A 23,637-nucleotide genomic window follows, 5' to 3' on the forward strand; every position below is an offset into this window, starting at 1 on the left:
TTTATCTGACGAAAGTACCGGTCCGGCGAATCTTCTTCTGCAATTGGAAGATACCGTAAACCAGGGCTTCTGCTGTTGGAGGACAACCCGGAACATAGACATCAACCGGAACAATCCGATCACATCCACGAACCACCGAATAAGAATAGTGATAATAGCCGCCACCATTTGCACAGGATCCCATTGAGATCACATACCGAGGCTCAGCCATCTGATCGTAAACTTTACGAAGGGCTGGCGCCATTTTATTGGTCAGCGTTCCGGCGACGATCATGACGTCAGCCTGACGCGGTGACCCCCGCGGCACAACGCCCAACCGTTCCATATCGTACCGAGGTTGCCATGCATGCATCATTTCAACAGCACAACAGGCCAGACCAAAAGTCATCGGCCAAAGAGATCCGGTACGGGCCCAATTCACCAATTTGTCAACTTGAGTAACAACATACCCTTTATCGTCAAGCTGGCTGCTCAAATCCCGGAAAAAATCGTCTTGATCATCTCCTGGGATTGCTGTTGGCATTCCCGTTGTTGAAGGATTTACTCCCATTCCAGGGCTCCCTTCTTCCATTCATAAACAAATCCGATCGTCAGGATGCCCAAAAACACCATCATCGACCAGAAGCCAAACATACCAACATCGCCCAAGGACACAGCCCATGGGAAAAGGAAGGCAACTTCCAGATCAAAAATAATGAAAAGAATGGCAACCAGGTAAAACCGAACGTCAAACTGATTCCGCGCATCATCGAAGGGTTCAAAACCGCATTCGTAAGGAGAAAGTTTTTCCGCATCAGGATGCTGAGCCGCTACAATCATCGAAGCGATAACGATAACGGCGGACAAACCGACGGCGATTCCCAAGAAAATCAGGATCGGCAAGTATTCTAAAAGTAGTGCTTCCATATCAACGACAATGACAATTTCCAGCAAATGGACGCTGGTTTACGTCACTCCCTCTAGCTCAATTTCGGGCGCATTATAGTGCTGGGTTATACGGAAAAATAGCCGCTTGGCAACATAATTTCGCCAAATTCTTTTAACGCATAAATCCAAGCATACCAATACTTGGGGCGCATTAATTATGTATTAACTATCGGAAAATTCACAGCGGGGAAAGTGGCGGGAGTGACGGGACTCGAACCCGCGGCCTCCGGCGTGACAGGCCGGCGCTCTAACCAACTGAGCTACACCCCCGCTGTGAGGCCGTGTTTTATTGAAGGAGGGCCCACCTGTCAAGCAACATAAACAGAATAATGAAAGAAAAATTACATCGCGGTTTCTCGAAGGCGAAAATCGCAGTTTTAAAGGTGTCCAGAATAGTTTACTTTTCTGATATGGGGGCCTTCTACAAATTATATTGGTCTTCAAAAGATTTTATTTCCGTCGATATAGAAAGAAAGTCTCGATTTTTTTGAATCACACACAAATCCAATTGAATCAGTTTTCTTCAAACCCGGTTTTATGAAAAATAAGAAATCTGCAAAACAGGTCAAAATGTGATTTTTCTAATAGAATCCGAGCGTTGCTATTTAGACACACATGGTTAACGTTCCCGTTCATTTTGGCAGTCAGTAAACCCGACCCGATTCAAATTTGAAGTCAGCACTCGAAACGACCCCTGCTTTTTCGCTCCGTTTTATTTCATTCAGCAATAACCCCCCAAACACCAAACCGGATTGAGAATGACATAAACGGATCAGATGGTCCTTATTCCGGCGCACGGTCTGACATCGACCTTTTTTATTGTAAACCTAATGACCTGGAACGACGTTCAGGCAAAATAAGGCTGCTGGGGATTACCCTCAAGGGGAGTGTATGATCACCCTATCGATTACACCGAACAGAAAATGTTGCAGACCAGATAGGACCTTTCCCAATTCCGGGATATCCGGGAAATTCGAGCCCATGACAGATAGGCCCGTACTGTAAAGCCCCATTGTTATAAAGGTGGACCTGACCAATACCGTTCTAGGTGCCCTTCACTATATCGGTGAATTCACGAACCCAGATGCCCCGCCCTGCTCTTCACTTCACCCTTCATTGAGCATACTGGTCGAATAGCGGGATACCCACTGACGCGGCGGCCGAAGTCATGCTTACCGTTCTCATGACGTCATGCACAACAGAATATGGTCTATCGGGGTTGGGATAGGATACACTCCAACCCGGTATCCCCTGACACCAACGGGAGGCGCCAGGGCGGCGAAGATTGACTTTAAATCACAGACCACAAAGCCGCAGATCTTCAGCCACAGGGTCCAACCACAAGAGAATGCCAGCATCGCATCGTTTCAGGCGGGCGGAGCGTCCAGCTTCAAGACCGATCAATCGCTTTTATCGGCGGTGGTTTTTCGATCTTGATAGATACCTGCCACATAATAGAGGGCGGCCCCTAAAAACGGGTCCGTCTCATCTTGTCTATTGGCCGTTCTACACAACAGATCCCTATGGAATTTGCGAACCTTTCTGCCATTCTTTCAACAGACCCGTGAGCCTCCCTCTCTGCTCTATATTTAGAGTTGAGACAAGGGATGCCTGCGTAATCAAATGATCTTCAAGCGTCGCATTGATGACAGTCAGGCCTTTTTCCGTCAAGGTCACGACCACGCTTCGCCTGTCCCTGTCACTTCGTTGACGTCTCACCAACCCTTGCTTCTCAAGCTGGTCTATCCGGTTGGTCATCGTTCCCGAAGTGACCATCATGCGCGCAAGCAACCCGTTAGGTGTCAGCGAATGCGGGGGCCCTTCCCTGACAAGAGTCGCAAGGACATCAAATCCTGCCTGGTTCAAGCCGTGTTTTGCAAAGGTGTTTTCCATTTGCTGAGAAACAAACTGAGAGACCCGCAACAAGCGACCAATTAATTCTGTCGGCTTGGTATCAAACTCTGGTCTTTGATCTGCCCATTGTTGTTTTATGTGATCAATATCATCCATTCGGTGATAGGTAGTGGCTTTTATCTTGATGTCAAGATATTCTGGTTTTTTGACATGAAAAGTTAGTGTGGACCCAATGAATAAAAACAGCACTCTTCTGATTACGGCACTCGCACCTATGATCTGGGGCAGCAGCTATATTGTTTCCACACAGTTTTTAATCAATCTAAGCCCTTTGACCATTTCGTTTTTCAGGGCTGTTCCAGCCGGCCTGTTGTTGCTGTTACTTGTGCGTGAACTCCCGAAGGGTATCTGGATCCCCAGAATGTTTTTGTTAGGAGCCTTAAACTTTTCAATTTTCTGGTCCCTGCTCTTTTTCGCAGCGCACCGTCTTCCAGGAGGCGTAGCCGCAATTCTTGGCGCACTTCAACCCTTTATCGTCATTTTTGCAGCGCGGTATTTTTTAGGAAGCCCCATCAGAATATGGTCATTGGTTGCTGTATTAGCGGGGTTTATCGGAGTTGCTCTTTTGATACTAACGCCAGATGCCACACTAAACTTTTCGGGTGTCATTGCCGGAATCCTGGGATCAGTTTCAATGGCTTTGGGCACTGTTTTAAGCCGTAAGTGGCATCCGCCGGTATCCTCCCTAACGTTTACCGCTTGGCAGTTAACTGCCGGGGGCCTTTTATTGCTCCCTTTCCTTCTTCTAAATCCCTCCGAATTAACCGAAATAACGACGAGAAATATCTGGGGATTAGCCTATCTCGGGTTGATCGGTGGGGCTATCACCTATGTCATCTGGTTGCGGGGTGTTAAACTCATTCACCCATCAGCCGTCTCTATTTTGGGATTTCTGAGCCCCACAACAGCAACTCTTCTGGGCTGGCTTCTGTTAGAAGAAGCATTAAGCGGCATACAAATCGTAGGAATACTTACTATTCTAAGCAGCGTATTCTGGGGTCAGTATACCTTGCGGGAAAAGAGCCCCGCGTAAAGGAACACTCGGTGCGATGAACCTTCATCCATGATGGGAGCCGTAGAATCAAAAAGGCCCGCAAAGAGCGGGCCTTTTTTGAAAGAATGGTGGGTGATGAGAGATTCGAACTCCCGACCCCCTCGGTGTAAACGAGGTGCTCTAACCAGCTGAGCTAATCACCCATCGTACGGTGCGAGGCAGTGTATAACAGGCCCGAAACACAAAGGGAAGATAAAAAAAGAGGCCAGCACCATTTTTTTTGGTCTGGCCTCATTTTATCGGAAAAAACGGGAGTTTTTAGCCGTTTACAGAGTCTTTCAGAGCTTTACCAGCTTTGAATTTTGGCTGCTTTGACGCAGCGATCTGGATAGTTTCGCCTGTACGTGGGTTACGACCCTCGGAAGCTTTACGTTCAGCAACGCTGAATGTACCAAAGCCAACCAGACGAACGTCATCCCCTGATGCCAGAGCTTTTGTTACTGCTTCCAGTACAGCGTCAACACCTTTACCTGCATCCGCTTTACCAAGACCAGAAATTTCAGCCACCGCGGCAACGAGATCGTTCTTATTCACTATAAGCCCCCTTTAGTTTTAATGACGTTTTTTACGTCGCATGTATTCCAACAAAAGACCGATGAATACTAGAGCGCACATTCCATTCGGTCAAAGGGAAAATGAAAGATATCCCCAGCTTTTCTGCGCATTTCAGAGAATTTTATTAAAACTTAGTGCGTTGTCAGGCCGTCTGTTCCTTTTTGTGCAGATGCAGCACTGGCCAGCTCCTGAGCAAGACGCTCTTCGCTCCAATTAAGAGGCTCTAACGGCTTAGTCAAAGCGACTTTTAACACCTCACTAACGTCAGATACCGGAATAATTTCCAACCCTTCTTTTACGTTATCGGGAATCTCTGCCAGATCTTTCTCATTATCATGAGGAATAAGAACTGTTTTGATACCGCCGCGTAACGCTGCAAGCAGTTTTTCTTTCAAACCACCGATCGGAAGAACACGGCCCCGAAGAGTAACTTCGCCCGTCATCGCCACGTCTTTATGTACAGGAATATCTGTTAGCACAGAGATGATGGAGGTAACCATCGCGATACCGGCAGACGGTCCATCTTTGGGGGTTGCCCCTTCAGGAACGTGAACATGGAAATCGTGTTTGTCGAAATCTGTTGGCTTAACACCCATTTCAAGACAACGAGATTGCACGAAGCTTTTCGCTGCCTGAACAGATTCCTGCATTACATCGCCAAGCTTACCCGTGATTTGCATCCGGCCTTTACCATAAAGCTTTACCGCTTCAATTGTCAGCAATTCGCCGCCAACTTCTGTCCAGGCAAGTCCTGTTACCAGACCAACGCGATCTTCTTCTTCGATTTCACCGAACCGATGACGACGAACGCCAGCATAGGTTTCAAGATTTTCCGGTGTAACCGTGATGGATTTGGTTCCATCGGTGATGATCTCTTTAACGGCCTTACGCGCCAGTTTCGCAATTTCACGCTCCAAATTACGAACGCCCGCTTCACGGCAATAATAGCGGATCAAATCCCGAACGGCTTCATCCGTCAGCGTCCATTCACCTTCTTTCAGGCCATGGTTCTTACGTTGTTTCTTGATCAGATGGCGTTTTGCAATCTCTACTTTTTCATCTTCCGTGTAACCGGACAGATTGATAATTTCCATACGGTCGCGAAGCGGTCCGGGCATGTTCAGCGAATTTGCGGTGCAAATGAACATAACTTCTGACAGATCGTACTCAACTTCGAGATAATGATCTGCGAAATGTGTGTTCTGCTCCGGATCGAGAACTTCCAGCAATGCAGAAGATGGATCGCCGCGGAAATCATTCCCCAACTTATCGATCTCATCAAACAGGAAAAGTGGATTTATCGACTTTGCCTTCTTCATGGACTGGACGACTTTACCTGGCATAGAGCCAATATAAGTCCGTCGATGACCGCGGATCTCCGCTTCATCCCGCACACCGCCCAAGGCAACACGCACGAAATTACGTCCTGTCGCCTTCGCAACAGATTGCCCCAATGAGGTTTTACCAACACCGGGAGGGCCAACAAGGCAAAGAATGGAACCTTGAATTTTACGAACCCGCTGCTGAACAGCAAGATATTCCAAAATCCGTTCTTTTACTTTTTCCAGGCCATAATGGTCGTCATTCAGGATTTTCTCTGCAAGCGCAAGATCCTTTTTAACACGGGTTCTTTTGCCCCACGGAATTCCCAGAATCCAATCCAGATAATTACGAACAACCGTAGCCTCGGCTGACATAGGGCTCATGCTCCGCAGCTTTTTCATTTCCTGCTGACACTTCTCACTCGCCTCTTTTGTCAGTTTGGTTTTACTGATTTTTTCTTCAAGTTCAGACAGCTCATCCCGGCCATCTTCGCCTTCGCCCAGCTCCTTTTGAATGGCTTTCATTTGCTCATTCAAATAATACTCGCGCTGAGTTTTTTCCATCTGCCGTTTTACACGGCTGCGGATTTTCTTTTCTACCTGAAGAACACCGATTTCGTCTTCCATCAAACTATAGACACGCTCCAAGCGCTCAGAAGTTCCTTCAATTTCAAGGAGTTCCTGCTTCTCAGAAATTTTCAGCGCCATGTGGGACGCCATTGTATCAGCAAGTTTAGACGGGTCATCGATCTGATTTAGAGAAACCAGGACCTCTGGCGGGATCTTTCGGTTTAATTTCACATATTGCTCAAACTGAGCAATAACGGAACGAGCCAATGCTTCCAGTTCCGCGGATTCATTTTCTTTATCGTCGATAACTTCCGCATGCGCCTGAAAGAATTCTTCGTTCTCTGTAAAGTGATGAATACGAGCGCGTTCGACACCTTCGACAAGAACCTTCACTGTTCCATCCGGCAATTTCAACAATTGCAGAACGGAAGCAATGGTTCCGACGCGGTGAATATCATCTTCGCCCGGATCATCCTGATTGGCATTTTTCTGCGCGACAAGAAGGATCTGTTTGTCATCCTTCATCACGTCTTCCAGAGCCCGAACAGATTTATCGCGGCCTACAAAAAGCGGAACAATCATGTGAGGAAACACCACGATGTCCCGAAGAGGCAGCACTGGAAAAGATTGAGTATGAGGTGTGTCGATCATTATGTTGCCTTAAAAGACACCATCGCCATTCTTTGCAAATGGGCAAATGATGGTCGTCCGAAGTGGAAAAATTGACTAAGGGACAGGAACGCCCCTTAGTCGAAAATAGTTAAGCACTACTGGTTGCGTCTTGCTTCTCAGCATAGATATAGAGCGGCTGTCCTGTTCCTTCAACAACATCACCACTAATCACGATCTCTTCGACGCCTTCCAGTGTTGGAAGATCATACATTGGATCTAGCAGGATATTTTCAAGGATTGAACGAAGTCCACGGGCACCAGTTTTACGTTCGATCGCTTTCTTCGAAATCGCGGACAAAGCATCTTCGCTAAATGTCAGCTTAACATCTCCCATTTCAAAAAGGCGTTGATACTGTTTTACAAGCGCATTTTTGGGAGTTGTCAAAATTTCTACGAGCGCGTCTTCGTCAAGATCTTCAAGCGTCGCAAGAACTGGCAAACGACCAACAAATTCCGGGATCATTCCAAATTTTGTCAAATCGTCAGGCTCAACGCCTTTTAGCAATTCACCAACATTGTGATCTTCTTCGCCGCGCACATCGGCGCCGAAACCAATAGACGTGTCTTTTCCGCGCGATCCGATAATTTTATCAAGACCGGCAAACGCACCACCACAGATAAACAGAATATTGGTTGTATCGACCTGCAGGAATTCCTGCTGAGGATGTTTACGGCCGCCTTGCGGTGGAACAGATGCAACTGTTCCTTCCATAATTTTCAACAAAGCCTGCTGTACGCCTTCACCGGACACATCCCGTGTTATGGACGGATTGTCTGATTTACGACTGATCTTGTCGACCTCATCGATATAGACGATACCCCGTTGAGCCCGTTCAACATTGTAATCCGCTGACTGCAACAGTTTCAGGATGATGTTTTCAACATCCTCACCCACGTAACCAGCTTCGGTCAGGGTCGTTGCATCTGCCATCGTAAAGGGTACATCCAGTATCCGCGCCAATGTTTGCGCCAGAAGTGTTTTACCACACCCGGTTGGCCCTACCAGCAGGATATTGGATTTCGCCAGTTCGACATCATCCGACTTAGCACTATGGTGCAAGCGTTTGTAATGATTATGAACTGCAACCGACAAAACCTTCTTCGCATGCTTCTGACCAATAACATAGTCGTTCAGCACTTCACTGATTTCAACGGGAGTCGGTACACCATCACTAGACTTAACCAGGGTACTTTTATGCTCTTCGTGAATGATATCTTTGCAGAGTTCAACGCACTCATCACAAATGAATACGGTAGGCCCTGCTATCAGTTTGCGCACTTCATGCTGGCTCTTGCCACAGAAGGAACAATACAGGGTATTATTTTTCGAATCTCCGCCACTCGTTTTGCTCATAGGCACTCCAATTATTCTTTGGGCAGTTCCATATTAGCCGCCGACCAGACAGTGGACAACAAGAATGTGTAATTCTTGTCACGAAGTACTGAAAATGACGACTTCCTTGCCCATAGAGGCCATCATATTACAGACGGCCTCAACATTTCGTTAACATCTAGATAATATCGGCCCTTGAAAGGCACAAGCTCACAAAAATAAAATAATGTGTGAAGCAACAATTATGATGATGTATCAGTCGCGAGAGAATCCGGGCGCTTGGAAACCACCTCATCGATCAAACCAAAATCTTTGGCTTCGTCGGCGGTCATAAAGTTATCACGCTCCATCGCATTTTCGATAACGTCCAAGGCTTGGCCTGTGTGATGAACATAAAGGTCATTCAGGCGGGCCCGGACTTTAAGAATTTCCCGAGCCTGAATTTCAATATCGGTCGCCTGCCCTTGTGCACCGCCTGAAGGCTGGTGAATCATGACACGGGCGTTCGGCAGCGCATACCGCTGGCCCTTTGTGCCTGCTGTCAGCAGGAAAGAGCCCATTGAAGCGGCCTGACCAATACAAACCGTTGCAATATCAGGTTTGATATATTGCATGGTGTCATACATCGCCAAACCAGAGGTAACGACACCCCCCGGTGAGTTGATATACATCGAAATCGGTTTGTTTGGATTTTCCGCTTCAAGGAAAAGGAGCTGCGCGGTGATCAGGCTTGCCATGCCATCATGAACTTGCCCGGTGATAAAGATAATTCTCTCTTTCAACAGACGTGAGAAAATATCATATGCCCGCTCTCCCCTTGCGGATTGCTCCACAACCATCGGGACCAGAGTGTTCATATAAGTATCAATCACATCGACCATCACGCATCTTCCTCAAAATAATAAGTGGTTATTTCAATTTGCATATCGTTTCAGAAATTACCACCCAAAATCCGAAATTTATTTTTCGGATTTTTTAGCTGCTGCTTTTTTAGGGGCTGCTTTTTTGGCAGCTGGCTTATCGCCATCCGCTTTTTTCTTAGCAGGCGCCTTCTTTGCAGGTGCTTTTTTAGCCGCAGCTTTTTTCTTTGGCTTCTCTTCTGTCGCTTCATCTGGATCCGCTGTCAGTTCCTCTACAGAAACTTTCTTTTCGGAAACAGTTGCAAGCTCAGCGATGAAATCGACAACTTTGTCTTCAAAGATCGGTGCGCGAAGTGAATTCTGCATCTCAGGATTTTTCTGGAACATTTCAAAAATCTGCTGTTCCTGTCCTGGGAAATTACGAGCCTGTACAAGCATTGCCTGCTGTACTTCTTCGTTGCTTACATCAATGTTGTTCAAACGACCAACTTCCGCAAGTAGCAATCCCAAACGAACACGACGCTCTGCGATTTCTGTGTATTCCGCTTTCAGCTCTTCTTCAGACTGGTCCTGATCTTCCATTTTCTGGTTAGACCGTTCCAGTTCCTGTTTGAACTGATCCCAAATGTTGTTGAATTCGGACTCTTTCATTCCAGGAGGAACTTCGAAAGAATGACCGTCAGCCAACGCATCCAGCATGTTACGCTTCAATGTCTGACGTGAAAGCTGGTTGTATTCGTCTTCCATCCGACCCCGCACGGCATCTTTCAATGCTGCCAGATCATCAAGGCCAAGTTTCTTAGCGAAATCGTCGTCGATCTCAACCGGAGCCGCTTCCTGTACTTCGTGAACAGTCACGTCAAACACAGCGTCTTTGCCGGCAAGATCCGCAGAACCGTAATTTTCAGGGAATGTCACATTAACAGCAACTTCGTCGCCGCCTTTTTGACCAATCAGCTGCTCTTCAAAGCCAGGAATGAATTGTCCTGAACCGAGCTCAAGCTGGTGTCCTTCTGCTGTACCGCCATCAAACGCAACACCATCCACTTTACCGACAAAATCGATCAGGACGGCATCGCCTTCTTTGGCTTTACGGTTACGGGCTACTTTTTTGAAGTTTTTCTGCTGACCAGCAATCTGCTCCAACGCTTCTGCTACTTTTTCGTCAGCAACATCGGCAACAAGCTTTTCAAGCTTCAGCTTGGAAAAGTCCATTGGTTCGAATTCAGGCATGATTTCTACTTCAATCGTGAATTCGAGATCCTCACCTTCATCAAATTTGGTGATTTCGATTTTCGGCTGCTGCGCAGGACGAAGTTCGTTGTCTGTCAAAGCTTTCTGGCTGGTTTCATTAACCGTTTCTTCCAGAATTTCACCCATGACTGAACGGCCAAAACGCTGACGCAGAATGTTCATGGGAACTTTACCTGGACGGAAACCAGGTAGTTTTACCTGCTGACCAACTGTGGTCAGTTTTTCTGTCACTTTGCTTTCAATTTCTGCCGCCGCAACAACGACTGTGAAATCCCGTTTCAGCCCCTCGGAGCTAGTCTGTGTAACCTGCATGAACGATTACCTGTCAATTCTGTTAAAAGATCTATTTTGGCACCGGCGGCCGACACATTCGTCAGCCGCGAAAATTTTTGGTGCGGGTAGAGGGAGTCGAACCCCCACGCCTCTCGGCACCAGAACCTAAATCTGGCGCGTCTACCAATTCCGCCATACCCGCATTTTTGTCCACACAGCCAACTGAAAAACAGCCGTTTCCACATGGAGCGGCAGTCTATAGCACAACATTTCTTCAATTGACTAGGGGAATTGTGGACTTCTGGAAAAGAAATCTGAAAAAAGCAACCGCGGCCGATTAAAAACCGCAGTTTTCTGCCAACTCATAAAATATGAAAATCGGAAAAAAATTACAGGAAAACAGGAATAGACCGTCTCAGTTGGTTAACCGGAAGTCTTTAACAAACGTATCCAGTGCCAAAACGCGCACGCCCTGTGGATCCTTATACCCACTTCCAAGAAGCGTTCTTTCAAAGTGAACGTGCGGAATGCCAAAATCATCGTCACTGACATACAGCACTTTTGCTTCTTCCTGAGCGTTAATCTGCATTGCTCTATAATAGATATCGCCTTGAACGATTTTCTCTCTTAAATCTATCTTCTTAAACAACATGGCCAATCCAAACGTTCAATGTAATCCGGTATTCTTTTGTAATATAAAGGAAAATCGTAAATAAACCCTTTATACGACAAAAACCGGTTTTTTGGTTGGATATACAGAACCCTTTATTATAGAGACTGGAGGATTGCAGGAATTTCCTTTTCGATGTCTTCAGCAATCAGTCCGGGCCCAAACCGATAGCCCGCCTGACCATGCACCCAGGTTGCTGCCATCACCGCCAAAAAGGGCTTCATCCCACCCGAGATAAAGCCTGCAATAATCCCGGCAAGGGCATCGCCTGAACCTGCCGTTGCCATCCACGGCGGTGCATGAACATTCAAGGCAACCGTTCCATCCGGGTCCGCGATTACGGTTGTCGCTCCTTTCAACAAAACAATTGCGCCAGACAGACGGGCCGCAGCCCGGACTGAAGCAATTGCATCGGTCTCTTTTTTGAACAAACGGGCAAACTCTGCACTATGCGGTGTCAAGACAACGGCACCGATTTTCTTTTTCTTAATGGCCGCAAACAGACGGTCAGGTTCTTCCTGAAAGACAGTCAGGGCGTCTGCATCAAGAACAACCTCTACATCTGATGAAACTGCCGCCAAGGCATTTTCTCTCGTCTTTTCAGTTACCCCATTCGCAGGCCCGACAACAATTGTCCCCAATCGTTTTTCTTCGATAATCTGTTCAAGCGGCTGATTGTCCTGCTTTAATAACATCACCGCTTCCAATGCTGCGCTATAAGTCATTATTGCAGACGGCGGCGATATAACAGAAACAGCTCCCGCTCCGGCTCTAAGCGCACAGCGGGCCGTTAATCGTGCCGCACCAGTATGGGTCATTCCACCGCCGCAAATTCCAGCATGTCCTCGGTCATATTTATGGCCGCTTCGCTGCGCAACGGGCATGGCATCAACCCATAAGCCAGGCTCGTTCAACCAACACAAATCGTCCAGCTTGTCGAGCACATCCTCCGGGATTCCGATATCAATCAGCTTCAAAAGGCCAATATGATCTTTGCCAGGATCCAGATAATGCCCACGCTTAGCCCGAAAAAAACTGACCGTCAAAACCGCTTCCGGGGTACCCGGACTGATCGCCCCTGTATTACCATCCAATCCACTGGGAACATCGACAGCAATAATGTCAGCCTTCTCGCGACGGATATGCTCAAAAGCTTCCACGACCTCAGCGGGGAGCGTTCCTCGAAACCCTGTCCCGAAAAGAGCATCGACAAAAACACCCGCTTCAAACTGCCCAATCTCAGAGAGGGGTGCTGTTGCAACAGAGCATTTTTCGTACATTTCCAACGCATCACCCGACAGTTTGGAAACATCCCCATAGACGAAAACCTGAACAGGCCAGCCAGCATCAAAGAGCGCCCGGGCAACGACATATCCGTCCCCCCCGTTATTGCCTGGCCCGCATAAAATTCCGATCGGGCAGAGATCCCAGCCTTCCTCAATGAATGCTGCAACCCCCTGCCCTGCATTTTCCATCAACTCTCGGCCCGGAACGCCTTTTTTTATTGCCCAGCTATCACACTGGTACATTTGTTCAACCGTTAATATTTCAGGACCAAGAGTCATTTTATATTACACCAGTCTGGAAAGGTCCGGGCGCGCGCCACGTGCCGGAGACATTTCTTCAAAAGCCGCAGCAGCAGCCAGCACCACGTCATCACGGTGCATAGGACCAACGATTTGTAATCCGACCGGCATTCCATCATCTCCGAACCCACAAGGGACAGAACAGGCAGGCTGCTGTGTCAGGTTAAAAGGATAAGAGAACGGCGTCCAGTCAACCCATTGCCCCCCTTCTGGACGAACGTCCGGCGTAAGCTGTGAAACCGGGAACGCGGTGACGGAAAGGGACGGCGTTAACAGCAGGTCATATTGTTGATGGAATTTACGCATCTTAATGCCCAGCTCAGTGCGGGCGACAGAAGCATCCATCACATCATTTATGCCATACCCTGCCGCTTCTTCAATTACTTGTTTAAGTCCGGGATCCAGCATATCCCGTTTATCTTCAGGAACATCTTTCATGGCGTAGGCCGCGCCGGAATACCAAAGTGTTTTGAACATTTCGATCGGATTTTCAAATCCCGGATCGACTTCCACAACATCCACGCCAGATGCCCGGATTAAATCGACCGCCTTATCGACGGCTCTGGCAACATCGTCATTAACAGAGGCATAGCCAAGATTTCGACTATAGGCCACTTTGCGACCTTTAAATCCGTCCTTGAGGGATGTTCGATAATCCACATCCGTGGCAGGAAGGGAAAACCAGTCGCGATAATCAAATCCGATCATACTTTGCAGCATTAACGCTGCATCAGCAACGGAACGGGTCATTGGCCCAACATGTGAGACAGTCCCAAAAGCCGACGCTGGCCAGACGGGCACCCGACCGAAGCTTGGCTTTAGACCAAATATCCCTGTAAATGCGGCTGGAATGCGAATGGATCCCCCGCCATCGCTTCCCGTATGAAGAACCCCCATACCCGCGGCACAGGCCGCGGACGCACCGCCACTGGAACCACCTGGCGTCATTGCCGGATTCCATGGGTTTCTGGTCGCTCCGCTTAACGGACTATCCGTAACGCCCTTCCATCCAAATTCCGGAGTTGTCGTCTTCCCCAATAAGACAGCGCCCTGCTCGCGCAGTCTTTGAACCGCTGGCGCATCGTCATCCCAGGGGCCTGCAGGATCAACGATGCAGGATCCCTTCAATGTAGGAAAGCCTTTCATCAGCATTATATCTTTGATGGTTGTTGGAATACCGTCAACTAACCCCTGAGGCGCGTTATTTTTCCATCGACCTTCCGACTGTTTTGCAGCAGCCAGCGCCCCTTCTTCATCAACAAAGACAAACGCATTTAACGCACCATCATACCGCCTGATTTGATCCAGTGCGGCTTGTGTCGCCTCAACCGGAGAGATATCTCCGGATGCATATCCTTCTAAAAGTTCTGTCGCCGATGCATAGGCCAATTCTTCCGACATAACGCCCCCATATTTGTTTTTATTTGCCATTTTCAAAGAAGAATAGAATTCAACACGGTCACATGCAATGGAAGAGACGTTGGCAAAAGAATATTCTTGGGAAAAACGTCGAACGGTTATATATGCAGGGGGTTAGTGACTTACCCAATTATGGCCTTATGAAAAATTTCAGAGAAAAATTTAAAATACCGAAAAAGAAGTCTCACAGGCTTCTCTTGGGCTGGGCTCTTATGTTTGGCGGGATTTTCGGCTTTATGCCGATTGCCGGCTTCTGGATGTTACCGCTTGCCATTATAGTATTGTCTGTTGATATCCCGTTTGCTCGGCGCTTGCGCCGCCGGATAGAGGTATGGTGGGGCCGCAGAAAACAGAATAAAACGAAACTTCACTGAACCAAATTGACACGTAAGGCCCGGAAACGGGCACAACAATCAAGGCAAATTGGACCTAAAGAGTAAACCTACACTTCCCGGAAGCAAAAAACCCCCGAAAAACCGAAGCTTTTCAAGGGGTTGTTTGGGGCGAGTGACCGGGATTGAACCGGCGACCTCCTGAGTCACAGTCAGGCGCTCTAACCAACTGAGCTACACTCGCCATCGGGTGGCGCTTTATTTACCGATCATATCCCTACCGGTCAAGCAGGTTTCTTCAATTGTTAGAAAAAAAATCATTCAGTCGGGACACTGCATCTGACAAGACTTGCTCTTTCTTACAGAAACAAAAGCGGACAAAATGATCAACCGCGTTATCGGACGTATAAAAAGCGCTCACAGGCAGGGCTGCGACACCGGCCTGCTCGATAATCAACTGACAGAATTCAGCATCCGTTCCCTTAAAACCTGACGCCCTGATATCCGCATTGATAAAATAAGTTCCGTCGCAATCTGCTGTTTGAAGACCCGCAGATTCCAAACCAAACTTCATAAAGTTCCGTTTCGCCTGCATATCTTCTCGCAACGTTTCGTAATAATCATCATCTTTGTTCAAGCCATAGGCAACCGCATGCTGTAAAGCAGGTGGGGTTGTAAAGGTCACAAACTGATGGGCCTTCGCAATCCGTGCGATCATTTCGGTGCAGCCGGTCACATATCCCACCTTCCATCCGGTCAACGAAAAGGTTTTGCCCGCCGAACCAATACGAACAGTTCTCTCTCCCATCCCAGGAAGGGTCGCAATCGGAATATGGCGGGTCAATCCAAAGACGATATGTTCATACACTTCATCACAGACAACATAGGCATCATTTTCAAGCACCCGGTCCGCGATCATCTGCAATTCATCCAGATTAAACACTTTGCCAGTGGGGTTCATGGGAGTATTCAACAGAACAAGTTTGGTTTTTTCAGAAAACGCCCCTGCAAGCCGGTCCGCATCCAGAGTCCAATGAGGAGGATCCAGACGGACAAATTTTGGAATACCCCCGGCCCGCAGGACAAGCGGTAAATAGCAGTCATATAAGGGCTCGAATAAAACAACTTCATCGCCCGGCTCGATCAATGCCATCAGACTGTCATTCAATGCCTCAGTCGCGCCAGACGTGATCAGAATATCTGTTTCAGGATTAACGGCGATTCCATAAAAACGGTGATTATGATCGGCAACAGCTTGCCGCAACTCCATTGTACCCATCATCGGCGGATACTGATTGGGGCCGTCCATTAAGGCTTTTGCGGCGATGGCACGAATGTCTTCGGGCCCATCCTCATCCGGAAATCCTTGCCCCAGATTAATCGCCCCTTTTTCATTTGCGAGCGCGGACATGACTTCAAAAATTGTTGTCCCGAAACCTGATAAGGCACTGTTTGTCTGTTTAACCATTGCTGCTCTCAATCTTCCCTTGCGGTCATTGATTTCAACAGGCATATCTTTCCCTGTCAATGGACGCAAGCAATAAGGACACAGGAATGGGCATCTCATCAAAAATCTCGCTTTTGGGTACTGAAACGGCTTTTGATGTCCTGGCAAGGGCTGCAAAGCTGTCCGCCTCGGGCATGGATGTTATCAATCTGGGCATCGGGCAACCCGATTTTCCTACGCCCGATGCGATTGTGCAGGCCGGCATCGACGCCCTGAAAAATGGTCACCACGGTTATACGGCGGCCAATGGCACTCAGGAACTTCGCGAAGCAGTGGCGCAAGACATTTTAAAATATCGCGGCGTCCCTGTCTCTGCGGACAATATCCTGATCATGCCCGGCGGAAAGCCGACCATGTCCTTTGCCATTGAGCTTTTTGGCGAAGCCGGCGCAGAAATTCTATACCCCAATCCGGGCTTTCCCATTTATGAAAGCATGATCCGATATTCCGGGGCAAAGCCTGTCCCCATTCCACTTCTGGAAGAACAGGGTTTCTCCTTTGATGCAGACCAGGTTCTCTCTCTTGTGAATAACAATACAAGACTGATCATCCTGAACAGCCCGGCGAACCCCACCGGCGGTATTGTCGACAAAAGACAACTGGAAAAGTTGGTGGATGGCCTTAAGAGATGGCCAGATGTCTATATTCTTTCGGATGAAATTTACAGCAGGATGACCTATGATGGGCAGCAACATGTCAGCCTTCTGTCCTTCAGTGATCTTCGAGAAAGATTGATCATTCTGGATGGCTGGTCAAAAACCTACGCCATGACAGGATGGCGTTTGGGTTGGGGACTCTGGCCTGAACATCTGGTGCCGGAAGTCACTAAACTATGCGTCAACTATCATTCCTGCGTGAATGCCGCAGCCCAAATGGCGGGCATCACGGCGCTGACCATGGACCAATCCCCAGTTAACGAAATGATGTATGCTTTTAATGAACGTCGTTTGCTTATCCATCAACGGCTCAATGATATGCCGGGTATCTCCTGTGTGCTCCCAAAAGGCGCCTTTTATGCCTTTCCCAATATACAAGGAACCGGAAAAACCGCTAAAGAGTTGCAGGATATCTTATTGAACGAACAAGGTGTGGCCAGTATTGCCGGAACGAGTTTTGGATCTTTCGGTGAAGGATATCTCCGTTTTTCATACGCCAACTCGCTGGATAATATCAATAAAGCCATGGATCGTGTCGATGCCGTCGCCCGGCAGCTTGCAAAAGGATAAATACATAATGTCAGAGATTGAAAAACGCCTTATGACCCTTGAACTCAGCGTTGCTGAGCAGGATCAGGTCGTGCAGGATTTAAGCGATATGGTCAATAATCAGTGGCAGGAAATAGAACGACTGCGCGCTAAACTCACAACCGCTCATCAACGGATCGTTTCTCTGGAAGAAAGTGTCCCAACGCAGGGCGGCCAACCTGAAAAACCACCCCATTATTAATGTCGGACCGTGAACCGGGCCCTGCCACACGATTTTTGAACCTCGGACTCTCTCTCGGTATCTGGATTATGTAGGCTGAAGACCCCACCTCTATTTCAGCATATGCTTGCTTTTCTTGACAGTTGGACGTACAAGCCCATCTACTTTTAAATGGATGAAATGGCAGGTGAAACGCAATGGCATCAGATAAATCAAACAATACTTCTGATCAGGATCAGGAAAACGCTCCCGAGGATCCGGTGGTTACCTACATTCTGAATGCCGTGGACGGCGGCGGAGAAGTATCCCCCAATCACATCGCTCAGAAAATTGCATCCGACCGGTCTAAACCAACGGATCCCAATGATATCTGGCGGAAATACATGACCGCAGTTCGCCAGCAGGCAATCCATCTCGCCCGTACAGGCCGGATTGAAATCGTAAGAAAAGGTGTGGCCGTAGATCCAAACGATTTTAAGGGTCTCTATAAATTGAGACTGCCTCAAAAATAGTCGTTTCGCTTCGGTTTACCAACGCATCGAGACCCTTTCATTGCACATTATTTAGGCGATTGATGAAATTTTGATCAATTTTTTTGACCAACTTTTAGTCATTCGTAGTATCCAAGGGGAAAATTTCGCAGTTTTCTGCCTTTGTATTTTTTTTAAAACAACCGACAAAACTGGCACGCCTCATGCTATATAGAAGGTAGTTTTGAAAATATCCCCTTTGCGGCACCAACTGAAGAAGTGAACGATGAAAAAAATTGAAGCGATCATTAAGCCCTTCAAACTGGACGAAGTTAAAGAAGCCCTGCATGAAGTAGGCCTTCAAGGCATTACTGTCACGGAAGCCAAAGGCTTCGGTCGTCAGAAAGGGCATACTGAACTCTACCGCGGTGCTGAGTATGTGGTAGATTTTCTACCCAAAGTTAAGATTGAAATCGTTCTGGAAGAAGAACTTGTAGAACGGGCTTTGGAAGCCATTCAAACCGCTGCCCGAACCGGCCGAATTGGTGACGGAAAGATCTTCGTATCTTCCGTGGAAGAAGTCATCCGTATTCGTACGGGCGAAAAAGGCCCTGAAGCAGTTTAATCTTAAAAATAAAAAGGCTGTCCGATTCAGGTTAGCCAATGAATAAGTTCGTCAAACTCTCAAATCAGAAAGAAAGACATAGATATGAGCACGGTTTCTGAAATTCTCAATGCTATTAAAGAAAATGAAGTCGAATATGTAGACCTTCGTTTTACCGATCCAAAAGGTAAATGGCAGCATCTTGCAATGCATGTGGATGCCGTTGACGAAGACATGTTCGAAGACGGCGTGATGTTTGACGGCTCTTCCATTACAGGGTGGAAAGCAATTAATGAGTCAGACATGACACTGATGCCAGACGTTACTTCTTTTGTAATGGATCCGTTCGCAGCCCGTCCAACAATGATTGTCTTCTGCGACATTCTCGATCCAACAAGCGGCGAAAGCTATGAGCGCGACCCACGGTCTGTTGCTAAAAAAGCAGAAGCCTATCTTGCAAGCACAGGTATCGGTGACACTGCCTATTTCGGCCCTGAAGCTGAATTCTTTATGTTCGATAACGTTCAGTTCTCAAATGACAGCCACAACACATTCTTCAAACTTGAAGATGTAGAAGCACCAATCAGTTCAGGTGAAGAGCTGGAAGGCGGAAATACAGGACACCGTCCTCGTGTTAAAGGTGGTTACTTCCCAGTGCAGCCTGTTGACCAAGGCGCAGACATCCGTTCAGAAATGGTTTCTGTTGCTAAAGAAATGGGTCTTTCTGTTGAAAAGCATCACCATGAAGTTGCTCCTTCACAGCACGAACTTGGTTTTAAATTCGGTACGTTGGTCGGCGCCGCCGATGACATGCAGAAGCAGAAATATGTAACGCACAATGTTGCACATGCTTATGGCAAAACAGCAACCTTCATGCCGAAACCAGTCGCCGGTGATAACGGCTCTGGCATGCATGTTCACCAGTCAATCTGGAAAGATGGCAAACCTACTTTCGCAGGCTCAGGTTATGCGGCGCTTTCTGATACAGCCCTTTTCTACATCGGCGGTATCATCAAGCACGCAAAAGCAATCAACGCCTTCACAAACGCTTCTACAAACTCCTACAAGCGTTTGATCCCTGGTTTTGAGGCACCGGTTCTTCTGGCATATTCAGCCCGCAACCGTTCCGCATCATGCCGTATTCCGTTTGCACCAAGCCCGAACGGCAAGCGTGTTGAAATTCGCTTCCCAGACTGTACTGCCAACCCATACCTTGCTTTCGCAGCAATGATGATGGCTGGCCTTGACGGCATTCAGAACAAAATTCACCCTGGTGATGCAATGGACAAGGATCTGTATGATCTTCCAACAGAAGAATTGGCAGACATCCCGACTGTTGCCGGTTCACTTCGTGAAGCTTTGGAAGCCCTCGATGCAGACCGCGAATTCCTGAAAAAAGGTGGTGTTTTCACTGACGACATGATCGACGGTTACATCTCCATGAAATGGGAAGATGTTTACAAATTCGAACATGCACCTCACCCAGTAGAATTCGATATGTATTTCAGCGTCTAAGCGTTCGAAACAAATAAAAGAAAAGGGCTGCCATCTGGTGGCCCTTTTTTTATGGGCTCGCTATACTCGAACAAACAATAAGCTGGAGGGATAGCAACAATGCAAACAGCACTTATCACGGGCGCCAACCGGGGAATTGGATTAGGCATGGCAACCAAATTCCTTGAAAGCGGGCAGTGGAATATACTGTGCTGCTGTCGAACACCGGAAACCGCTGACAAACTACAGTCATTGAAATCATCCGCACCGGATCGAATTGAAATTTATCAACTGGATGTATCCGATCCTAAATCAATCAATGCTTTGAAACAGGCATTACACGGCAGGCCGATCAACCTACTCCTGAACAATGCTGGCATTATGGGCGGGCGGTCGTCCTCAATTCAGGAAGTTGATTTTGACGCTTGGGAAGATGCCCTTCGCATTAATACCATTGGTCCCTTTCGAATGGTTCAGGCATTTGTTGATAATTTGAAGCAAAGCCATAATCCGCGGGTAGTTACAATTTCAAGCCAAATGGGGGCGCTGAACCTTCATTCCACGGGTGCCTTTGCCTATCGCTCTTCCAAGGCTGCGGTCAACAAAATAATGCAGACCCTTTCATGCGAACCCGAACTAACGGGCATCATTTTTACACTGTTTCACCCGGGGTGGGTTCAAACTGATATGGGCGGTGCCTCCGCTGACATCACCATTGAACAAAGCACATCAGGTCTGTTTGACAAAATCATGTCTCTTGCAAAAGAGGATAATGGAAAGTTCTTCAAATGGAACGGTGAGGAACATCCCTGGTAACAAAATCCAGACATAAAAATTACGCATTATCGGGCAATTTATCGTAATTCCCGTCACAAAATAGTGAACTTGATACTGACCTTCTACCATCACCGCACTAACGTGACAGCCGTTGAGGAGGCGTATTATGGAACAGAACACCGTTGACCAGGACTATCGGGACGCACAACGCCGGGTTAGAAGGCTCCGGCATTTTCTGCAACACCTTACGACCTACTTTGTGATGATTGCCTTCCTGCATATCATTAACCTTCTCACCTCAGATTATTACTGGGCCAAGTGGCCGGCGCTGGGTTGGGGTTTGGCCGTGGTTTTACATGGTATCCGGCACGCAAGATACTTTCCGTTCTTTGATAAGGAATGGGAAGAGAAAAAAATTCAGCAGATACTGGAAAAAAAATCAGCTGATCGCGGAACATCAACGCACAGGTAAGGAAGGATCTGTTCTACCCAGATAATCAGGAAATCTGCGCTTGATACAACGTTAAACGCTCAGTTGCCTGTGTGAAGTCAGGCTCCTTGATCAAAGCCTCTTTCAGGCTTTCTACTGCGTCCTCTTTCTGGCCCACTTCCCAATATAGAATACTCATCAAATACTGGACTTTGGCCGTCAAACCAAAATGACTGGCCGATATTTCAAAAAGTCGCAACGCCTCATGATACTCACCCATTTTTCCAAGCAGATGACCACATTGCAGATGGATATCAGTTTCCTGATCGGCTCTGTAAAAAAGAGTTATGACGGAGTGGATCACCTGTTTTAAATACTCTCTCTCCGTCGTTTTCATCGTAGGGACAGCCGCGTTCAACTGATCGAAGATCATAAGAAAAACTCTTGAATCAAATTGGCTCAAACGTAGAAAAGACATCATATGCTTTAAATCAAGCGTTTCGTTCGGCGCCTCCAGCACCTCTTTCATCAAATTGAAATCATCCGGACTAAAATCATCAATATAATCCTGATAAGCCTGTAGAAGATTTGGGTAAGCATCATCGTGATTACCGAAAAGATAACCCACGGTGGCAATGGCACTTGGTTTGCAGGCAGGTTTCAGAAAAATTCCGTTCCCTTTCTCGCTCAGTCGGCCGATGAAATCAAAATTCGCGGGCACAGTGTAGGCTTTGTTCATCACGACTTTAATCTGACTGTTATGTTCCTGCATCGCTTCTTTGGATAAGGGCCCAAAATCACTGGCCAGCACAAACAGGGGACCACTTGTAAAGGATTTCAATGTTTCAAGGCACCGGATAAATCCGATGGGTACCGCGAACCCAAAGTCATTTTCCCCCTCAACATACCCCTCCAATATCTCTTTCAGATGTTCATTACCATACCAGTCTGACGGACAGGGTGTGTCCTTATAGGCAATAAAAGTCTGATCCAGAACCTTTTGAATATCTGGTTCGTTCTCGTTTATTCTGGCTGCCGCCAGTCTTTGATGAAGCTGGTTGTTCCTTATCTGAAACAGATCTGACGGTAACGTATCGATCAAATAATTCGCGACAACAATGATTGGAACCCGCCCACAATCTGACGTCAAACATTCCCCGGCTTCGATCAATTCGATCTGGCGCTGCTCGCTGGCATCGAAGTAAGCAAAATCAAGTTCTCCTGACGTTACAAAGGGTTTTAGTTTCTCGTGTTGCCGCCAAAAGTTAATGTTCGCTTCGCTGATATCAGTCATTACGTAGCGAAAGGGTTGGGTTACGCTCAGTTCTGACAAAGCCTGTTGAATGTGATGCAGGAAAAAGTGCGCAAAACGTCCAGACCCGGCGCCCAGTTCAAGGATATTAACGGGCTCGTCTTTATTCCCGTGCTTCAGGCACCAGTCTCTGATCATCGCCGCGACAACCCGGGCATAGCGATGCGCGATGAAAGAATTTGTCGTTATAAAATTGGGCACCTGTTGCGGACGCCAGGCATCCATGCCCAGTTTTTTATAGAAATCCTGCTGGAACTTCCAAAGCGGAGACTGTGAAAGAGGCTTAAACTCAGAAGCTTTAAAATCAGAAGTCTGATAGGGCACCGCCGTGACGTTGGCCGCTGATTTGTCATCTTTCACAGGACACACTCATTGTTGTTCAATTGCTTCGCCGTTTATCTTCAGGCCTTATTCTGCAGGAACTTCCCGGGGATTCCCCTCGTCATCAATCGCGACAAAAATATAGGTTCCCTCAGTCACCTTGATTTCCGCTGGATCCAGCTTGCGGGCAACAATTGTTGTCAGCTTGATATGCATGGACGTTCTTCCAATTTTTATGATGTCGCCGTAAATACTCACCACATCCCCGGTTTTGATCGGTTGATGAAAGGTCATCGCTTCGACAGCGACAGTGACAACTCTTCCCTTTGCCCGCCTTGCCGCAATGACACCGCCTGCAATATCCATTTGGGATAAAACCCAGCCACCGAAAATGTCTCCATTGTTATTACAATCACGGGGCAATGGGGCTGTTCTGATAATTGGGTCACGGAATTCCGCAGTCATATTTTTTACATCCTGAAATAACTTAAACACTTAATCTGAAATTATACACTTTCCTTGAGCGTAGAGAACAGTATTCTATAGTCTGCAATTT

General features: G+C 47.4%; 22 protein-coding genes and 4 tRNA genes. 8 read left to right on the top strand and 18 right to left on the bottom strand.

Going from position 1 to position 23,637, the window contains the following annotated elements; all coding sequences use genetic code 11:
* Position 1: 1 nt before the first annotated feature.
* The 4 genes from OIR97_RS10695 to OIR97_RS10710 all read right to left on the bottom strand — a co-directional run bounded on the left by OIR97_RS10695 (position 2) and on the right by OIR97_RS10710 (position 2,937).
* Positions 2 to 571: a NuoB/complex I 20 kDa subunit family protein gene (locus OIR97_RS10695; RefSeq protein WP_169545619.1), complete on the bottom strand. Its 570-nt coding sequence runs from the start codon at positions 569 to 571 to the stop codon at positions 2 to 4.
* The gene (locus OIR97_RS10700; RefSeq protein WP_169545883.1) at positions 541 to 906 is read right to left on the bottom strand and encodes an NADH-quinone oxidoreductase subunit A; all 366 of its coding nucleotides are present in this window, start codon (positions 904 to 906) and stop codon (positions 541 to 543) included. Before OIR97_RS10700 ends, OIR97_RS10695 begins: the two co-directional genes overlap by 31 nt.
* 214 nt (positions 907 to 1,120) lie before the next feature.
* Positions 1,121 to 1,197: transfer RNA gene (locus tag OIR97_RS10705), tRNA-Asp, on the bottom strand.
* A gap of 1,251 nt (positions 1,198 to 2,448) precedes the next feature.
* Entirely contained in the window at positions 2,449 to 2,937 is a 489-nt protein-coding gene (locus tag OIR97_RS10710; RefSeq protein WP_169545620.1) for a MarR family winged helix-turn-helix transcriptional regulator, read from the bottom strand.
* 76 nt (positions 2,938 to 3,013) lie between these two features.
* Between OIR97_RS10710 and OIR97_RS10715 the strand changes: the two genes are divergently transcribed.
* A complete protein-coding gene (locus OIR97_RS10715) occupies positions 3,014 to 3,874 on the top strand; it encodes a DMT family transporter (protein ID WP_169545621.1) in 861 nt (286 codons plus the stop codon).
* A gap of 87 nt (positions 3,875 to 3,961) precedes the next feature.
* Here OIR97_RS10715 and OIR97_RS10720 read toward each other — a convergent pair.
* The 12 genes from OIR97_RS10720 to OIR97_RS10775 all read right to left on the bottom strand — a co-directional run bounded on the left by OIR97_RS10720 (position 3,962) and on the right by OIR97_RS10775 (position 16,254).
* A tRNA-Val gene (locus OIR97_RS10720) sits at positions 3,962 to 4,038 on the bottom strand.
* A 115-nt stretch (positions 4,039 to 4,153) separates the two neighbouring features.
* Positions 4,154 to 4,429: an HU family DNA-binding protein gene (locus OIR97_RS10725; protein WP_169545622.1), complete on the bottom strand. Its 276-nt coding sequence runs from the start codon at positions 4,427 to 4,429 to the stop codon at positions 4,154 to 4,156.
* Between the two features lie 152 nt (positions 4,430 to 4,581).
* Positions 4,582 to 6,993: an endopeptidase La gene (gene lon, locus OIR97_RS10730; protein WP_169545623.1), complete on the bottom strand. Its 2,412-nt coding sequence runs from the start codon at positions 6,991 to 6,993 to the stop codon at positions 4,582 to 4,584.
* Positions 6,994 to 7,102: 109 nt separating this feature from the next.
* Complete coding sequence (clpX, locus tag OIR97_RS10735) at positions 7,103 to 8,368, bottom strand: ATP-dependent Clp protease ATP-binding subunit ClpX (protein ID WP_169545624.1); 1,266 nt, start codon at positions 8,366 to 8,368, stop codon at positions 7,103 to 7,105.
* A gap of 221 nt (positions 8,369 to 8,589) precedes the next feature.
* Positions 8,590 to 9,228, bottom strand: coding sequence for an ATP-dependent Clp endopeptidase proteolytic subunit ClpP (gene clpP / locus OIR97_RS10740; RefSeq protein ID WP_169545625.1), 639 nt, complete (start codon positions 9,226 to 9,228; stop codon positions 8,590 to 8,592).
* A 78-nt stretch (positions 9,229 to 9,306) separates the two neighbouring features.
* Entirely contained in the window at positions 9,307 to 10,773 is a 1,467-nt protein-coding gene (gene tig, locus OIR97_RS10745) for a trigger factor (RefSeq protein WP_169545626.1), read from the bottom strand.
* A 78-nt stretch (positions 10,774 to 10,851) separates the two neighbouring features.
* Positions 10,852 to 10,936 (bottom strand) — tRNA-Leu (locus OIR97_RS10750).
* A gap of 213 nt (positions 10,937 to 11,149) precedes the next feature.
* Positions 11,150 to 11,386 carry a hypothetical protein gene (locus OIR97_RS10755; RefSeq protein WP_169545627.1) on the bottom strand — a complete coding sequence of 79 codons (237 nt, stop codon included), beginning with the start codon at positions 11,384 to 11,386 and terminating at the stop codon, positions 11,150 to 11,152.
* Positions 11,387 to 11,502: 116 nt separating this feature from the next.
* Complete coding sequence (locus OIR97_RS10760; protein ID WP_169545628.1) at positions 11,503 to 12,969, bottom strand: NAD(P)H-hydrate dehydratase; 1,467 nt, start codon at positions 12,967 to 12,969, stop codon at positions 11,503 to 11,505.
* Positions 12,970 to 12,975: 6 nt separating this feature from the next.
* Positions 12,976 to 14,391, bottom strand: a complete 1,416-nt coding sequence (locus OIR97_RS10765) for an amidase (RefSeq protein ID WP_169545629.1) — start codon at positions 14,389 to 14,391, stop codon at positions 12,976 to 12,978.
* A 517-nt stretch (positions 14,392 to 14,908) separates the two neighbouring features.
* A tRNA-His gene (locus OIR97_RS10770) sits at positions 14,909 to 14,985 on the bottom strand.
* 54 nt (positions 14,986 to 15,039) lie between these two features.
* A complete protein-coding gene (locus tag OIR97_RS10775; protein ID WP_219821730.1) occupies positions 15,040 to 16,254 on the bottom strand; it encodes an aminotransferase in 1,215 nt (404 codons plus the stop codon).
* A gap of 41 nt (positions 16,255 to 16,295) precedes the next feature.
* On the opposite strand from OIR97_RS10775, the gene OIR97_RS10780 reads away from it, so the two are divergent.
* The 7 genes from OIR97_RS10780 (at position 16,296) to OIR97_RS10810 (ending at position 21,490) form a co-directional block, all read left to right on the top strand.
* Complete coding sequence (locus tag OIR97_RS10780) at positions 16,296 to 17,474, top strand: pyridoxal phosphate-dependent aminotransferase (RefSeq protein WP_169545630.1); 1,179 nt, start codon at positions 16,296 to 16,298, stop codon at positions 17,472 to 17,474.
* Between the two features lie 7 nt (positions 17,475 to 17,481).
* A complete protein-coding gene (locus tag OIR97_RS10785) occupies positions 17,482 to 17,694 on the top strand; it encodes a SlyX family protein (protein ID WP_169545631.1) in 213 nt (70 codons plus the stop codon).
* Between the two features lie 176 nt (positions 17,695 to 17,870).
* A complete protein-coding gene (locus OIR97_RS10790; RefSeq protein ID WP_169545632.1) occupies positions 17,871 to 18,185 on the top strand; it encodes a DUF3253 domain-containing protein in 315 nt (104 codons plus the stop codon).
* Between the two features lie 244 nt (positions 18,186 to 18,429).
* On the top strand, positions 18,430 to 18,768 hold the full coding sequence (locus tag OIR97_RS10795) for a P-II family nitrogen regulator (RefSeq protein ID WP_169545633.1): 339 nt from the start codon (positions 18,430 to 18,432) through the stop codon (positions 18,766 to 18,768).
* An 84-nt stretch (positions 18,769 to 18,852) separates the two neighbouring features.
* Positions 18,853 to 20,262 carry a type I glutamate--ammonia ligase gene (gene glnA / locus OIR97_RS10800; protein ID WP_169545634.1) on the top strand — a complete coding sequence of 470 codons (1,410 nt, stop codon included), beginning with the start codon at positions 18,853 to 18,855 and terminating at the stop codon, positions 20,260 to 20,262.
* Positions 20,263 to 20,361: 99 nt separating this feature from the next.
* Positions 20,362 to 21,057 carry an SDR family oxidoreductase gene (locus OIR97_RS10805; RefSeq protein WP_169545635.1) on the top strand — a complete coding sequence of 232 codons (696 nt, stop codon included), beginning with the start codon at positions 20,362 to 20,364 and terminating at the stop codon, positions 21,055 to 21,057.
* 127 nt (positions 21,058 to 21,184) lie between these two features.
* The gene (locus OIR97_RS10810) at positions 21,185 to 21,490 is read left to right on the top strand and encodes a 2TM domain-containing protein (RefSeq protein ID WP_169545636.1); all 306 of its coding nucleotides are present in this window, start codon (positions 21,185 to 21,187) and stop codon (positions 21,488 to 21,490) included.
* Between the two features lie 25 nt (positions 21,491 to 21,515).
* Here the strand turns inward: OIR97_RS10810 and OIR97_RS10815 are convergent, their stop codons facing one another.
* On the bottom strand, positions 21,516 to 23,120 hold the full coding sequence (locus OIR97_RS10815) for an SAM-dependent methyltransferase (RefSeq protein ID WP_169545637.1): 1,605 nt from the start codon (positions 23,118 to 23,120) through the stop codon (positions 21,516 to 21,518).
* A gap of 48 nt (positions 23,121 to 23,168) precedes the next feature.
* Positions 23,169 to 23,546 (bottom strand): acyl-CoA thioesterase, encoded by a 378-nt coding sequence (locus tag OIR97_RS10820; RefSeq protein WP_169545638.1) that lies wholly within the window; start codon positions 23,544 to 23,546, stop codon positions 23,169 to 23,171.
* Positions 23,547 to 23,637 lie beyond the last annotated feature (91 nt).

This window comes from Sneathiella aquimaris (assembly GCF_026409565.1).
GTDB lineage: Bacteria > Pseudomonadota > Alphaproteobacteria > Sneathiellales > Sneathiellaceae > Sneathiella > Sneathiella aquimaris.

Bases quoted from the DNA above. Each gene is read 5' to 3' on its own strand.
- lon (WP_169545623.1), bottom strand. From the start codon at position 6,993: ATGATCGACACACCTCATACTCAATCTTTTCCAGTGCTGCCTCTTCGG.
- OIR97_RS10790 (WP_169545632.1), top strand. From the start codon at position 17,871: ATGGCATCAGATAAATCAAACAATACTTCTGATCAGGATCAGGAAAAC.
- OIR97_RS10775 (WP_219821730.1), bottom strand. From the start codon at position 16,254: ATGCCTGTTGAAATCAATGACCGCAAGGGAAGATTGAGAGCAGCAATG.
- OIR97_RS10810 (WP_169545636.1), top strand. From the start codon at position 21,185: ATGGAACAGAACACCGTTGACCAGGACTATCGGGACGCACAACGCCGG.
- OIR97_RS10785 (WP_169545631.1), top strand. From the start codon at position 17,482: ATGTCAGAGATTGAAAAACGCCTTATGACCCTTGAACTCAGCGTTGCT.
- OIR97_RS10700 (WP_169545883.1), bottom strand. From the start codon at position 906: ATGGAAGCACTACTTTTAGAATACTTGCCGATCCTGATTTTCTTGGGA.
- OIR97_RS10755 (WP_169545627.1), bottom strand. From the start codon at position 11,386: ATGTTGTTTAAGAAGATAGATTTAAGAGAGAAAATCGTTCAAGGCGAT.
- OIR97_RS10695 (WP_169545619.1), bottom strand. From the start codon at position 571: ATGGAAGAAGGGAGCCCTGGAATGGGAGTAAATCCTTCAACAACGGGA.
- OIR97_RS10820 (WP_169545638.1), bottom strand. From the start codon at position 23,546: ATGACTGCGGAATTCCGTGACCCAATTATCAGAACAGCCCCATTGCCC.
- OIR97_RS10805 (WP_169545635.1), top strand. From the start codon at position 20,362: ATGCAAACAGCACTTATCACGGGCGCCAACCGGGGAATTGGATTAGGC.
- OIR97_RS10715 (WP_169545621.1), top strand. From the start codon at position 3,014: ATGAATAAAAACAGCACTCTTCTGATTACGGCACTCGCACCTATGATC.
- OIR97_RS10710 (WP_169545620.1), bottom strand. From the start codon at position 2,937: ATGGATGATATTGATCACATAAAACAACAATGGGCAGATCAAAGACCA.
- OIR97_RS10780 (WP_169545630.1), top strand. From the start codon at position 16,296: ATGGGCATCTCATCAAAAATCTCGCTTTTGGGTACTGAAACGGCTTTT.
- glnA (WP_169545634.1), top strand. From the start codon at position 18,853: ATGAGCACGGTTTCTGAAATTCTCAATGCTATTAAAGAAAATGAAGTC.
- OIR97_RS10765 (WP_169545629.1), bottom strand. From the start codon at position 14,391: ATGTCGGAAGAATTGGCCTATGCATCGGCGACAGAACTTTTAGAAGGA.
- clpP (WP_169545625.1), bottom strand. From the start codon at position 9,228: ATGGTCGATGTGATTGATACTTATATGAACACTCTGGTCCCGATGGTT.
- clpX (WP_169545624.1), bottom strand. From the start codon at position 8,368: ATGAGCAAAACGAGTGGCGGAGATTCGAAAAATAATACCCTGTATTGT.
- tig (WP_169545626.1), bottom strand. From the start codon at position 10,773: ATGCAGGTTACACAGACTAGCTCCGAGGGGCTGAAACGGGATTTCACA.
- OIR97_RS10795 (WP_169545633.1), top strand. From the start codon at position 18,430: ATGAAAAAAATTGAAGCGATCATTAAGCCCTTCAAACTGGACGAAGTT.
- OIR97_RS10760 (WP_169545628.1), bottom strand. From the start codon at position 12,969: ATGACTCTTGGTCCTGAAATATTAACGGTTGAACAAATGTACCAGTGT.